This window comes from Streptomyces sp. NPDC001594 (assembly GCF_042893675.1).
Lineage (GTDB): Bacteria > Actinomycetota > Actinomycetes > Streptomycetales > Streptomycetaceae > Streptomyces.
Window position 1 is genome coordinate 115559 of the sequence record NZ_JBIAVB010000006.1, and the last position, 11755, is coordinate 127313.

Here is an 11755-nt window from a genome sequence, read left to right on the forward strand (position 1 = left end):
CCGAAGGGTGCGCGCTAAAGGAGGTGCTGGCGCGCGAGTTCCGCTTGCGACGCGTGTCTGCTCGTGTATGCGCTCGTGTACTGCGACATGACGACGCCGCCCGCCTGCGAACGGGATACCGCCGATGTGCGGGTGGCGGAGATCGTGGGCCGTTACGGAGCCGACAGACTCGTGGGGCGATTCATCCGTCGTGCTTCGCCGGAGCTCCTCGCGGCAGTGGCGCGCGAGGATCAGCCGAGGTAGGGGTAGCTGCCGGCGAGGTAGTCGCCGATCTGCTGGCGCATGCTGACGTGGATGTCGTATTGGTCGAGGTCGGCGGGCTGGACGAAACGGACGCCGTTGGCCTCGTCGTTGATCGTGGGCTCGCCGCCGACAGGGCGGCCGATGTAGGTGTTCTCGTACTGCTGGCGGATCTCGCCGTCGGTGTAGGCGACGATGTGGTTCGGGTTGGTGTAGACGCCGAGGAAGCCGGTGATCTCGGCGACGATGCCGGTCTCCTCCAAGCACTCGCGTACCGCGCACTGGGCCGCGGTCTCGCCGATGTCCTGGGCTCCGCCCGGCAGAGCCCACTGGCCGGTGTCGCGGCGGCGCTGGAGCAGGATGGCGCCGCGGTCGTCGACGACGAGCAGGTTGCTGGCCGGGATGAGGGTGTTGGCCTTGGGTGCGTCGGGATCGTTGTAGTACTCAGTCCTGCCCATGTGTGCCGGTCCCCTCGTGGTCGGGTATCCGGGCCCCGCAACGACCTGGACAACGTGCAGCTTACGAAAGCTGACGGTTGACTCGGGACTGTCGGCTCTCGTCGCTGGCTATTCCAAGGGCGCCGAGGTGTGCAGCAAAGCTCTCCACCAGGTTCGCGAGCAGTGCCTTGCCCTTTCCTGCGGTGGCCTGGGACGGGTACCCGACGACGCCCGAGGTCGTGTATTCGGTCATGCCGTGTACGAGGAGGAAGGGGCGTGCTCCTCCGTCGTGATCGGCCTTGGCGTAGCCGTCGCGGACCAGTTCGGGTGCCGCGTGGAGGAGGATGGAGGTCTCGACCTCGCCGGCGTGCATGTCAGCGTGGCGGTCTGAAACGAGGCCAGCGTGGGCGCGGGCGCGGTCCCATTCAGCGCCGAGGGGAAAGAGGGACACGACAGGACCGTCGACGTTCGCTTCCTGGACGATGTTGGACAGGACGTAATTGCCGCCGTGGCCGTTGATGATCACCAGCTTGTGGATGCCCGTGTGGGCAAGGGAGACCCGGATGTCCTCGATCACCGCGTACAGCGTCTTCGCGCTGATGCTGACGGTGCCGGGGAACGCAGCATGCTCATGACTGCATGACATCGTGATCGGCGGGAGAAGGTGCACTCGGTAGGCGTCGACTATCGCCCGGCCGATGATGCACGCGATGGCTGTGTCGGTGATCAGCGGCAGATAGCGGCCGTGCTGCTCGAAGGCACCGACCGGCAGCACAGCCACCTCAGGCTGCTGCTCCTGGACATCCGTGCTGGTGGCAAGCGGCAGCAGGTCCATGACACTCCTGATGTCGGCAGCGGCAGCCGCGGCGAGGGTTGTCGCAAAATCGATCACGCCGTGCGACGTCACGCTGATTCCGTTGCGGGGCTCTTGCGCGGTCCCTATTCTCAGGGGCAACGCGTCGACGGAGACAAGTAGCTGAAGATCACGCGAGCAGAGAGAGCCGCCGGTAGCTGGGAAGGCGGACTCGCGCCCGAGGTGAAGACCCTCCTGAGCGCGGGGAGGAACGGCCGCCTGGCCCAATGCCCCGCCGGTTCGCCCCCGTCACAGGGCTGAATGAGGCTGCTGCCCTCGGGTGGCGGCGAAAGTGCGGTGGTACCGCGAGTTCCCTTCTCGCCCGCACTCCCAAGGGATCATGACGACGCCCCTGGAGGGCTGCGATGATCCACACTACGAGCCGCGTTCTGACCTCTGACCTACGCGGCCACATCGACCAGACCGTCTCTGTCTCCGGCTGGGTGAACGCACTCCGGCTGCAGCGCAAGATGCAGTTCGTGATCCTGCGCGACCACTCCGGCATGGTCCAGGTGACCCACAAGCGCGACGGCGGCCCGCTGGAGGCCGTGCTCGAGTCCCTCACCCCGGAGTCCGCCGTGCGGATCACAGGGCGCGTCGTGGACGCGGCCCAGGTCAAGCTCGCCGGCCTGGAGCTCGTCCCCGAGTCGGTCGAGGTGCTGAACCTGGCCGAGACGCCACTGCCGATCGACGAGCACACCGGGCCCGAGCACCGGCTGGACTGGCGGTTCCTCGACGTCCGCAAGCGGGAGACCGCGCAGCTGGTGTTCGCCGTGCAGACGACCCTTGAGCAGGGCCTGCGGGAGTACGCCATGGAGCATGGCTGCACGGAGATGCACACCCCGAAGCTGATGGGGACCGCCTCGGAGTCCGGGGCGGAGGTGTTCAAGCTCGGGTACTTCGACCGGTCGGCGTACCTGGCGCAGTCGCCGCAGTTCTACAAGCAGATGGCGGTGGGGGCCGGCATCGACCGGGTCTTCGAGATCGGGCCGGTCTTCCGTGCCGAGCCGTCGTTCACCTCCCGGCACGCGACCGAGTTCACCGGCGTCGACGTGGAGCTGTCGTGGATCGACGACGTCGAGGACGTGATGGCCTTCGAGGAGCAGATGCTCGCCCACGCCATCGCCAAGGTCGCCGAGGTCCACGGGGAGCGGATCCGGGAGGTCTTCGGGGTCGAGGTGGCGGTACCCCAGACTCCTTTCCCGCGGATCACGATGGCCGAGGCGCAGGAGGTCCTGCGGGCCGGCGGCTGGGACCCCGAAAGGGTGAAGGAGGACCTGGACCCGGACGGTGAGCGACGGATCGCCGCGCACATGAAGGAGCGCACGGGCCACGAGTTCGTGTTCATCACGCACTACCCGGCGACCATCCGGCCCTTCTACCACATGCGCCCTGCGGACCGGCCGGACCTGACGCTCAGCTTCGACCTGCTGTGGAAGGGCTTGGAGGTCACCACCGGCGCCCAGCGCGAGCACCGCTCCGACGTCCTGCTGAAGCAGGCGGAGGAGAAGGGCATGAGCACCGAGCCGATGCAGGACTACCTGAACATCTTCCGCTTCGGCTGCCCGCCGCACGGCGGACTCGGCGCCGGCCTCGGGCGGATCCTCATGGTCATGCTCGGCCTGGACTCCATCCGCGAGGCGGCCTTCCTCTTCCGCGGACCGAACCGTCTGACTCCCTGATCGAGTTCGTACGGCCGCTGCCCCCGCCGCCGTCTGGCGGTGGGGGCAGCGGCACAGGGTGCTCAGTACCGGGTGTGGCCCAGGTCGAGGGTCCACGCCTCAGCGGGGTGCTTGTCCCAGTGGGACCGCAGGGCCAGCTCACGGTCGGCGTAGCGTCCCTGGTGGCACAGGCCGCCGTGAGACAGCGTGACGCTGAGGGCGAGCGGGGACTCGGTGGTCACCCAGTGCGGCGTCAGGGCGTGGCTCCACAGTTGGTCGCCGGGGTGCATGGTCACCGACTGCCGATCCGTCTCGTCGTGGGCCGGCGGTTCCTCGGCGGTGGTCTCCCCGATCACAGCGGCTTCGGCCGTGAGGTGCTTGTCGGGGTTGTGATAGCTGTGGAAGGTCTTGGTGCCGTGGACCTGCCACACGAGGCCGTGCGAGTTGTCGTTGTGGTACGTCGAGGCCGCCTCCTGGGAGGACAGGAAGAGGATCGGCGTGCACCGCTGCCAAGTGAATCCCTGGGAGGCAAGGTATGTGCGCCAGGGGACCATGACCTCGTCCTGGAAGCCGTCGAGGAGTTCGTCATAGAACCGGGCGAGGTTGAAGTGCACCAGGCGGAAGGGCCAGGTGGTGATCTCCTCGACTGGTGCTGTCCGGAAGGCGGCAGTTCGGTCCATGCGGACCTGCCAGTCCTCGTCGCCGAGGATCGTGAAGCGGACCTCCTCGTCCCGGCGGATGTGGTCGAGGATGTCGATGGCGGGCATGAAGAGGTAGTCGAACGGGACGTGCAGGCGGAAGTTCGGCGGTTGCCTCCAGCAGGCGGTGAAGTTGTGCGGGTCGGTAACGGAGACCGGCGGGTGCACGATGACTCCCTCGCTCAGGCCGCCGCCGCGCAGGCGCGCGATGCGGGGCGGCAGATGGCAGCACAGTCGGGCCCGACGCGATCCTTGGCCGGGGCCTCGAGGAACCCCCTGATTTCGGTCCGCCTGGCGTGGACGTTGACCGCGTCCGAGCCGTAGGGGCAGCGCCGTATCTCACCCTCGGCGGACATGTAGAGGGTCGCCGACCGGCAGCGGTGGCCCTCGTCGTCGGACAGCTGCATCCGGCGAAGATCATCGAGGTAGGACCGGTAGGCGTTGGACAGGCGGAAGCGCCCGGCCAGGGCGGCCGTGTCGGCCTCCCTGCGCTCCACGGAGTCCTGGAGCGACCCGCCGCCTCTGCGCAGGCCCTGTGCGCTGAGGAGTACGGGGCTGAGCTGGACCTCGATGTCCGTCCCGGCGACGAGGTCGGCGATGTGCTCGACCTCCTTCTCCGCCACATCCCAGTAGGTCAGGTGGAGGACCTTCGCGGGGACGTCCACGGCACGCAGCGTCGCAACGGCGGAGGCCGCGGTTCGGGTCGTCCTACCGAGGGCCATCGCGCCCTCGGAATCGGCGGAGACGGTGACGTTGGCCAGCAGGTGCTCGACCTCCGCGAGGGCGGTGACCTCTGCCTCGGTCCGGGCCGAGGTCACCATGGACACCGCCATGCCGAACTGGTGGGCCAGCCGGACGAGCTGCCGGAGATCCGGATGGTGGGTGGGCTCGCCTCCGGTCAGGCAGACACCCTCCACCCCGGTCTCCTTCAGCCGGGACAGGGCGCGGCTGTACGTGTCGATGGTAAGGAAGCCGTGGGCGCGGTCGGCGCGGAAGCAGAAGCCGCAGGCGACCTTGCAGTGGCCCGCCGTCGAGACCAGCGCAGTACGGGCGGCGGCGCTCATTGGACCCCCGTGTTGTCCCAGACCGCGATGGACACGGTGCTCGTGTAGAAGGCGCACATCTGCGGGTCCGGGGTGTCGCCGCTGATGAGGGCCTGCTCGTTTCGGGACGGTCCGCCGCATATGGCCAGGGCCGGGCAGTCGACACAAGCGGGGATCGGGGCAACCTTCTTGGCCGCCGCAGCCAGCAGGCCGGGGTTCTGGCGGAGCTCATCGACGGTGTGGAGGAACGAGGGCTCGGTGAAGTTGATGTCGCACACGCTGACGCGGTTACCGGGCAGCAGGGCGGCGTTCAGGCTGCGGTCGCCCTGCATGTGGTCGAACAGCATCGGCCGTCGGGTGTCGAGGGCCTGGAACGCGCGGTCGAGAACCGAGAAGAGCATGCCGCCCCTGCCGAGCGCGGTCAGCCGGGCCTCGTACAGCTCGCGAGCCAGCTCGGCGCCGTTGACTCTCCACTCACCCCCCGTGGGGATGGGGGTGTTGACGTAGATGAACTTCAGGCCGAGGTCGTCGATGATCCACCGCACGGTCTCGGCCAGGCGTCCGATGTTCGAGGCCGTGGGGGTGAGGTTGCAGCCGACGTGCAGGCCCTTGGCCGTGACCAGGCGGCCGACGTTGCGGCGAATCCGGTCGTCTGCGGGCTGGCCACCGAGAAGGAGCCGGTTGGCGGAGTTGATCCCCGGCGGGCCGTCGATGGAGATCCCGACCCCGTACTCGCGCTGCACGAAGTGGTCGAGGGCTTCGTCCGTGAGCCGGGCGCCGTTGGTGACGACGGTGCGGCGGACACGTGCGACGCCGTAGCGGGCGGCGAGGGTGTCGGCGAGCTCGTCGCCGTACTTCATGAGGTCGAAGCGGATCGTCGGCTCGCCGCCGAACCACTGGATCGACACCTCCTCCTGGCCGGCGTTCTGCTCGAACAGGAACTCCAGGCCGGTAGCGAGCTCCTCCTCGGTCATGTCCGGCTTCCCGGTGTTGGTGTCGACGAAGCAGTACGTACAGGCCATGTTGCAGCGGTCGGTGAGGACCACCCGCAGCCCGCTGATCCGCTGCGGTGTCGGGTCGAAACCGAGAGCGTCGAGGCGGTTGTGGAGTGCTTCACGGCGGTCGGCGGCGGGGCCGTCCTGGGTGAAGCCGAGCCCGGCGAGGGCTTCATGGGTCGCGGTCGGGGAGACTCCGGCGAGGTCAGCGACCTCGCCGGAGTCGAGAAGCACACTGTCCAGGGTGACCGGGTCGAGGAGGACAGCCTCCCCGTCCCGGTCGTACTGGAAGTACTTCCCCCACAGCAGCAGGGGAGCGGCCACTGGGTCAGGCCGCCGTTTCCTCTTCGGCGATGCCCAGCTCGCCCATGACCGCGCGGACCTGCTCCTCGGCGTCGGCCTGGAGCCGGGCCGAGGCCGCGGGGCTGCCGCCGTCGGAGAGGACGATGACGCCGGGCAGCGTCGGGTTGGGCGCGATGACCGTGAGGCCGGCGGGCTCGGTGCTGATGACCATGATCGCGTCGGTCAGCTCGACCCAGTCGGTGCGGTCCTTGAGCGCGTCGAGGATGCGGCCCTGCTTCTCGCGGAAGGAGGCACGCTCCCCCATCCACACGCCCGCCTTGGACTTGGAGTCCACGACGTCCGCGTAGATCAGGTGGTTCTGCTTCTCTTTCCTGGGTTGTGGCATGGCTGAGCTCCTTCATCGGAGGTGTCCGCCCATCGGGACGGTTTCGAGGTCCGCGCTGTGGCGGCGCCCCGCGTACGTGCTGCTGGTGGCGCCGTCTCCGGTGCCGAGCGGCACCGTTGCGGATTTTGTGCATCGGGCAGCCCCAAGCCCGCGGGGCTCTGGGCTGGCCATCCCTGCCGCTGCCGTGTCACAGAGCGCAGCGAGGGCAGGGAAACCTGTTCAGCTCTCCGGAGTGCTGTCCGGTGCCGACCACGAGGGGGCCGCCTGGTCGGCGTACGCGGCGTGGGCTGCGGAGAGCGCGATGGCGGCAAGTCCCGCGGCGGTACCCAGGGCCCACAACCAGGCGAGGGCCGTGCCGAGCGTGTCGGAGGACCGGCCTGTCATCGGGGGTTCAGCTCCCGTTCGCGCCGGTCGATCGCCTGGCCGGTCTGGATGTGCAGCAGCTCGACCTGCGCCGGCGTCATCACGAGTACCGTCACCTCGGTCGTGCCGTCGTCGAGGTGCACGGTGACGGGCAGACGCGCCTGGCCGGCCTCGTGGTCGTACTGGACGTCCCGCTGGACCGGGGTGACGCGCGCTATTCCTCTCGGAAACATGGCTCGGCCTTCCATGACGGGGCTGGGTTGTCCGAAAAAGCCGCCAGACCAGCGGCAGTTGGGTCGTTCGCTTGGTAGAAACCTTGCGTGCTGGCCCCGTTACGGGGCCAGCTGTGGATGCGTACAGCCACGCTGTACGCATCAGGGGGAAGGGAGCGCACATGCCTCAGCCATCGAAAGACCTTGACCCGACCAGGTCACCGCGGGACTGGTTCGGTGCACACCTGCGCCACTGGCGGAAGGTCCGCAGGCTGTCTCAGCAGGCGCTCGGGCAGGCCGTCCACGTCAGCGGCAGCCTGATCGCCAAGATCGAGAAGGCTGAGCGCCCGTGCGACCTCGCTCTGGCCCGCCGCCTCGACCGCGCGCTGGACACCGGGGGAATCCTGGAGTGGCTGTGCCTGCGCGCGGGCAGCGATGTGGACAAGGTCCTCGACGATGCGGACAACACGGCCGTGGCCCCGGTTCCGGCGGGTGCACTGAGCTTTCCCGGGGTCATGCTGCCTGTGGCCGAGAGCACCACCGATGACGGGAAACACGTGGAACGCCGCACCTTCCTCGCCGGCTCCGGAGCCGCCGCCTTGTTAGCAGGCACGCCCCTCTCCCACCTGATCAGACCCAGCGAACCCTCCCTGCTCCCCACCACGATCCGTCCCCAGGACATCGATCAGATCGAGGCCGCTGCGACCGTGCTCGCCGGGTGGGATCACCACTACGGAGGCGGCGGGATCGTCCGCACCGCTGCCGAGACCCAACTCCGCTGGGCCTCCGCCCTACTGGAACTCCCCTGCCCTGAACCGCTGCGGCCAGCCCTCTTCGCCGCCGCGGCCCGCCTCGGGATGGTCGTCGGCGCTGCCGACTTCGACGCCCAGGCACACCAGGACGCACGCAGGGTCTTCGCCTTCGCCGCCGCCTGCGCCGAGGAGGCCGGCCAGTGGCACCTCCGCGCCAAGGTGTACTCGTACCGGGCGCGGCAATCCGTATGGCTGGGAGACGCGGACTCCGGCCTCACCTACGCCGAACTCGGACTCGCACACGAGAACAGGCTCACCGGCACTGAGCGCGCCATGCTCCATATCGCCAGGGCTCGCGCCCTGGCCAAGACCGGGGACGTTCAGGCGACGCTGCGGGCGGTCGGCCAGGCCGACGATGCATTCGCCCAGGCGAGGCCCCACGAGGATCCACCGTGGATGTCCTACTATGACGCCGCGCAGCACGCCGGCGACACCGGCCATGCGCTCTATGACCTTGCTCTGGTCGGCTACAAACCCGAAGCAGCTGCGGAGCGTCTCAGAACCGCGGTCGAAGGCCACACGGCCGCCTACCCGCGTTCCCGCGTGTTCTCCCGAACGAGACTGGCCTCCCTGACCATGGCCTCCGGAGACCCGTCCGAGGCCAGCCTGATCGGGCACCAGGCTCTCGATGAAGTCACCAAACTACACTCGGGACGGGCAGTTGATGACGTACGGCACCTCGCGAAGGTCGCCGCCGCCCACCGGATGATCCCCGAGGTGACCGAGCTGCGCGACCGCATCAAGGAGACGATCAGAACGTGACCCTCGCCCCCACCGACAGCGTCACGCTCTCCCGCCACACGCTACTCGCCGCCTGCCTGGAACTGGGCCTTGCCACTGCGGATGCCGAGCCGATCCGAATCGCGGAGAACGCGATATGGCGGCTCCCTGGGCAACTCGTGGCCCGGATCTCTCGGCCAGGGCGTACGCGTGTTGCCCAGCGCGAGATCGCGGTCGCCAATTGGCTGGGCAGTCATGGCATCCCTGCCGTCCGTCCCGCTCCCGGGCTCGACCAGCCGGTCACCATCAACGGCAGGGCTGTGACGATCTGGGAGGAACTGCCCCCACACCGTGACGGCACGGTCAGCGAGATGGCCCACCTCCTCAAGGCCCTGCACTCGCTACCTGAGCCCGACTTCGAACTTGAGCCCCTGGAGCCGTTCGGCAAGATCCGGACCAGGCTGAACCAGGCGAAGGCTCTGGACAGTCCCACTTCGTCGTGGCTTCACGCGTACACCGACAGGCTGGAGGAAGCCTGGCTCCAGCTGCTGCAGACCCCGGCCCTCTCCACCTGCGTTCTGCACGGTGATGCCTGGGTCGGCAACGTGGCGTCCGCCGAGGATGGCACGGCCTATCTCCTCGACCTCGACAGCTTCACCACGGGCCCTAGGGAGTGGGACCTGACGTCCACCGCTGTGAAGCTCACTTCTACGGGCAGCATCACCCTGGACGACTACGAGGGCTTCTGCGCCATCTACGGCGTCGATGTCACCGCCTGGGACGGGTACGAAGTCCTCCGCGACATCCGGGAGCTCCGCATGACCGCCTACTCAGCACGGATCGCGACGGAGCACCCGGACCACCCGCACGTCCTCCGCGAGGCTCTGCACCGAGTCGAATGCCTGAAGGGCCTTCAAGGGCAACGGCCTTGGCACTGGACAGCCGTGCCGTAGCCCGCTCGGCCGCCCCGCGCAACGGAGCAGCGGAGCAACCTGGAAACGGGCAGAGGAGAAAACGTTCAAAGAGCCCAGGTGTGGGGCACTACGCGGCGACGGTTTCGTGTCGCACGGGGAGCGCCCGGTAAGGGGCGAGTGCGCGGCGGGCTTCGGCAGGGATTGGGCTGCCCGTAGCCGCCACTCGTGCCGCGACTTCCGCAGTCGGTCGCGTGCTGGTCAGCTGGCGCTGCTCGACCGGCGGAGTGAGGCCGACGGCAACGGCATGGCGAATGGCCCGAAGCTCGGCCAAATAGGCGACCGTGTCGTCGGGGTCGGCCTCCGGGACGGGATCGATGTGTCGCTGGAGGAGCTCAGCGCGGCGAGGGGCCCAGGCGCTGAGGATGTCGGTCGGTTCCACGGATCGGTACTGCGCGGTGCGGTCGCGCCCTTGCTGCTCGTAGAAGCGGTCCACGGCCCGGGCTGCGTCCCAGCTGACCGAATCCTGGACCGCCGGAACGCCGGCAAGCGCATCGCCCCACGGCCGGATGAGCTCGGCAGCCTGGTGATGCGTGGACATCAGGCGGCGCAGGCGGCTGTCGAACATGCCGGCGTGATTGAGCAGCGCGGCCACTTCCTGCAGATCCATTCAGACGCCTCCGTCCTGGGTGAGAAGGGCGAGTCCGCCCATGAGGGCGGCGGTGTGGCCGCTGTGGGTCGGTTGGGTGAGTGGGACGACGTTCGTGGTCAGATTTGGAGGGAAGGTGCGCTGGTCCAGATCAGCCCATGCCCGGAGCCAGTAGCGGGCCGACTTGGGAGCGTCTCCTGGCGCGGTGCGGCGGGCGACGACCTCGACCAGGGCGTGTGTGCCGTGGTGCTGGATGAGGTCTTCGAGATCGTGCTGCTCGCTGGGGCTGAGGTTCCAGTGGACCGGCAGTCCCTCGGCCTTCATCGCAAGGGCGAGTTGGCGAACGGGTTCGCTGGTCATGGAACGGATGGAAGTCGCGCGCGGCTGCTGTTCTTTGTGTTGTTTCTGGTTCCTTGCGTTCTGGGGGCCTGTGACCGGCCCCCTGCGGGCCTGTGACAGGTCCCCCACCGGGCCTGAGACCGATCCCCTGGAGGCCTCTTGCCGACCCGGGTCTGTGAGCGGCCCAGGCTTCTCACAGGCCCCCTGTTTCTGTCCACGAACATGATCCACCGCAAGCGGCAACTGGTAGACGGTCTCGCCGCGCGGCCCCTTGGCCTCCTCCTTGATGGCCAGCTCACCCATCTTGATCAGATTGTCGATCGCCGCTCGCAAGCCCGATCGCGTGGCGTTGGTCCGCTGCAGGAGCATGGTCGTCCCGGCGTACGCGGTGCACTTCGCGTCTGGGCACTTGTCGGCGATGGCCAACAGGGCCATACGTGCGAGGCCTCGGGATGAAGAGTGGTTCCAGACCCAGTCCATGGCGTCGAGGCTCACCGGTCACCCCGCCCGGTAACGATGAAGTGGCAGGCGGGACGCGGGATAGGGTTCGTCATATGCACCTCCTGTGCGGCGGCGCGGGGCGGGCTTGGTCGTTCACACCCCGTGCTGCCGTCTGGTCTATGCGGCGGCTGCTGTGGTGGCCGTTTCCGGCTGGATGCCGAGGACTTCGAGAAGTTCGGCGGTGAGTACGCGTTGCGCCCTGCCGAGGCGCAGGGTGCTGACTGGTAGCTCGCCGCGCCTGGCGAGGTCGTAAGTCGTGCTGCGCTTGAGCCCGAAGGCTCGCCCTGCGGTCTCAAGGTCGATCACTGGTGGCAGTGCCAGCAGTTCGTCGCGTGTGAGGGGCGCCCCGCTCATCGACTCGCCTCCCCTGAGACTTGGGCCGTCAGATCCCCCAGCACCTGCGCGTACCTGAGGGCTGGCTCGCCTCGGGGCGCACGCTTGCCTCGCTCCCACCGCCAGACGGTGGAGGGATCGACCTCGCAGAGGGCTGCGATCTCGGCGAGGGACAAGCGAGCCGCCAGCCGAGTACGGCGCGCTGCACCCGATATCGCCTCTTCCCGGACGCGGGAAAGGCTCAGAACGTCGGCATTGATCATGGCCCGAACGTAGCCCATATTTTTCCGAATTCAAAAC

General features: G+C 68.3%; 15 protein-coding genes. 3 read left to right on the plus strand and 12 right to left on the minus strand.

Annotated elements, in window-relative coordinates; translation table 11 throughout:
* Positions 1-230: 230 nt before the first annotated feature.
* Both ACFY0O_RS14380 and ACFY0O_RS14385 read right to left on the minus strand, forming a co-directional pair.
* The gene (locus tag ACFY0O_RS14380) at positions 231-698 is read right to left on the minus strand and encodes an NUDIX hydrolase (protein ID WP_388946887.1); all 468 of its coding nucleotides are present in this window, start codon (positions 696-698) and stop codon (positions 231-233) included.
* Between the two features lie 61 nt (positions 699-759).
* The gene (locus tag ACFY0O_RS14385; RefSeq protein ID WP_388946889.1) at positions 760-1584 is read right to left on the minus strand and encodes a creatininase family protein; all 825 of its coding nucleotides are present in this window, start codon (positions 1582-1584) and stop codon (positions 760-762) included.
* A gap of 311 nt (positions 1585-1895) precedes the next feature.
* On the opposite strand from ACFY0O_RS14385, the gene aspS reads away from it, so the two are divergent.
* Entirely contained in the window at positions 1896-3212 is a 1317-nt protein-coding gene (gene aspS, locus ACFY0O_RS14390) for an aspartate--tRNA(Asn) ligase (RefSeq protein ID WP_388946891.1), read from the plus strand.
* A gap of 62 nt (positions 3213-3274) precedes the next feature.
* On the opposite strand, the gene ACFY0O_RS14395 is transcribed toward aspS, so the two are convergent.
* From ACFY0O_RS14395 to ACFY0O_RS14420, 6 genes are all read right to left on the minus strand, one after another.
* Positions 3275-4057, minus strand: a complete 783-nt coding sequence (locus ACFY0O_RS14395) for a hypothetical protein (protein WP_388946893.1) — start codon at positions 4055-4057, stop codon at positions 3275-3277.
* A gap of 14 nt (positions 4058-4071) precedes the next feature.
* Complete coding sequence (locus ACFY0O_RS14400; RefSeq protein WP_388946895.1) at positions 4072-4953, minus strand: radical SAM protein; 882 nt, start codon at positions 4951-4953, stop codon at positions 4072-4074.
* The gene (locus ACFY0O_RS14405) at positions 4950-6251 is read right to left on the minus strand and encodes a radical SAM protein (RefSeq protein ID WP_388946897.1); all 1302 of its coding nucleotides are present in this window, start codon (positions 6249-6251) and stop codon (positions 4950-4952) included. Before ACFY0O_RS14405 ends, ACFY0O_RS14400 begins: the two co-directional genes overlap by 4 nt.
* 4 nt (positions 6252-6255) lie before the next feature.
* Positions 6256-6615, minus strand: coding sequence for a hypothetical protein (locus tag ACFY0O_RS14410; RefSeq protein WP_388946899.1), 360 nt, complete (start codon positions 6613-6615; stop codon positions 6256-6258).
* 219 nt (positions 6616-6834) lie between these two features.
* Entirely contained in the window at positions 6835-6999 is a 165-nt protein-coding gene (locus tag ACFY0O_RS14415) for a hypothetical protein (RefSeq protein ID WP_388946901.1), read from the minus strand.
* Positions 6996-7211 (minus strand): hypothetical protein, encoded by a 216-nt coding sequence (locus ACFY0O_RS14420; RefSeq protein ID WP_388946903.1) that lies wholly within the window; start codon positions 7209-7211, stop codon positions 6996-6998. Before ACFY0O_RS14420 ends, ACFY0O_RS14415 begins: the two co-directional genes overlap by 4 nt.
* 161 nt (positions 7212-7372) lie before the next feature.
* On the opposite strand from ACFY0O_RS14420, the gene ACFY0O_RS14425 reads away from it, so the two are divergent.
* Positions 7373-8764 (plus strand): helix-turn-helix domain-containing protein, encoded by a 1392-nt coding sequence (locus ACFY0O_RS14425; RefSeq protein WP_388946905.1) that lies wholly within the window; start codon positions 7373-7375, stop codon positions 8762-8764.
* A complete protein-coding gene (locus ACFY0O_RS14430) occupies positions 8761-9675 on the plus strand; it encodes a phosphotransferase enzyme family protein (protein WP_388946907.1) in 915 nt (304 codons plus the stop codon). Before ACFY0O_RS14425 ends, ACFY0O_RS14430 begins: the two co-directional genes overlap by 4 nt.
* Before the next feature lie 88 nt (positions 9676-9763).
* Here the strand turns inward: ACFY0O_RS14430 and ACFY0O_RS14435 are convergent, their stop codons facing one another.
* The 4 genes from ACFY0O_RS14435 to ACFY0O_RS14450 form a co-directional block, all read right to left on the minus strand.
* Positions 9764-10303 (minus strand): hypothetical protein, encoded by a 540-nt coding sequence (locus tag ACFY0O_RS14435; protein WP_388946909.1) that lies wholly within the window; start codon positions 10301-10303, stop codon positions 9764-9766.
* Positions 10304-11116, minus strand: coding sequence for a hypothetical protein (locus ACFY0O_RS14440; protein WP_388946911.1), 813 nt, complete (start codon positions 11114-11116; stop codon positions 10304-10306).
* A gap of 123 nt (positions 11117-11239) precedes the next feature.
* Positions 11240-11476: a hypothetical protein gene (locus ACFY0O_RS14445; RefSeq protein WP_388946913.1), complete on the minus strand. Its 237-nt coding sequence runs from the start codon at positions 11474-11476 to the stop codon at positions 11240-11242.
* Positions 11473-11736, minus strand: a complete 264-nt coding sequence (locus tag ACFY0O_RS14450) for a helix-turn-helix domain-containing protein (protein WP_388946915.1) — start codon at positions 11734-11736, stop codon at positions 11473-11475. The genes ACFY0O_RS14445 and ACFY0O_RS14450 overlap by 4 nt, the downstream gene beginning before the upstream one ends.
* Positions 11737-11755: the final 19 nt, after the last annotated feature.

What these genes read in the sequence shown, in the direction of transcription:
- ACFY0O_RS14380 (WP_388946887.1), bottom strand. Translation starts at nt 698, where the DNA reads ATGGGCAGGACTGAGTACTACAACGATCCCGACGCACCCAAGGCCAAC.
- aspS (WP_388946891.1), top strand. Translation starts at nt 1,896, where the DNA reads ATGATCCACACTACGAGCCGCGTTCTGACCTCTGACCTACGCGGCCAC.
- ACFY0O_RS14400 (WP_388946895.1), bottom strand. Translation starts at nt 4,953, where the DNA reads ATGAGCGCCGCCGCCCGTACTGCGCTGGTCTCGACGGCGGGCCACTGC.
- ACFY0O_RS14410 (WP_388946899.1), bottom strand. Translation starts at nt 6,615, where the DNA reads ATGCCACAACCCAGGAAAGAGAAGCAGAACCACCTGATCTACGCGGAC.
- ACFY0O_RS14415 (WP_388946901.1), bottom strand. Translation starts at nt 6,999, where the DNA reads ATGACAGGCCGGTCCTCCGACACGCTCGGCACGGCCCTCGCCTGGTTG.
- ACFY0O_RS14420 (WP_388946903.1), bottom strand. Translation starts at nt 7,211, where the DNA reads ATGTTTCCGAGAGGAATAGCGCGCGTCACCCCGGTCCAGCGGGACGTC.
- ACFY0O_RS14425 (WP_388946905.1), top strand. Translation starts at nt 7,373, where the DNA reads ATGCCTCAGCCATCGAAAGACCTTGACCCGACCAGGTCACCGCGGGAC.
- ACFY0O_RS14435 (WP_388946909.1), bottom strand. Translation starts at nt 10,303, where the DNA reads ATGGATCTGCAGGAAGTGGCCGCGCTGCTCAATCACGCCGGCATGTTC.
- ACFY0O_RS14445 (WP_388946913.1), bottom strand. Translation starts at nt 11,476, where the DNA reads ATGAGCGGGGCGCCCCTCACACGCGACGAACTGCTGGCACTGCCACCA.
- ACFY0O_RS14450 (WP_388946915.1), bottom strand. Translation starts at nt 11,736, where the DNA reads ATGGGCTACGTTCGGGCCATGATCAATGCCGACGTTCTGAGCCTTTCC.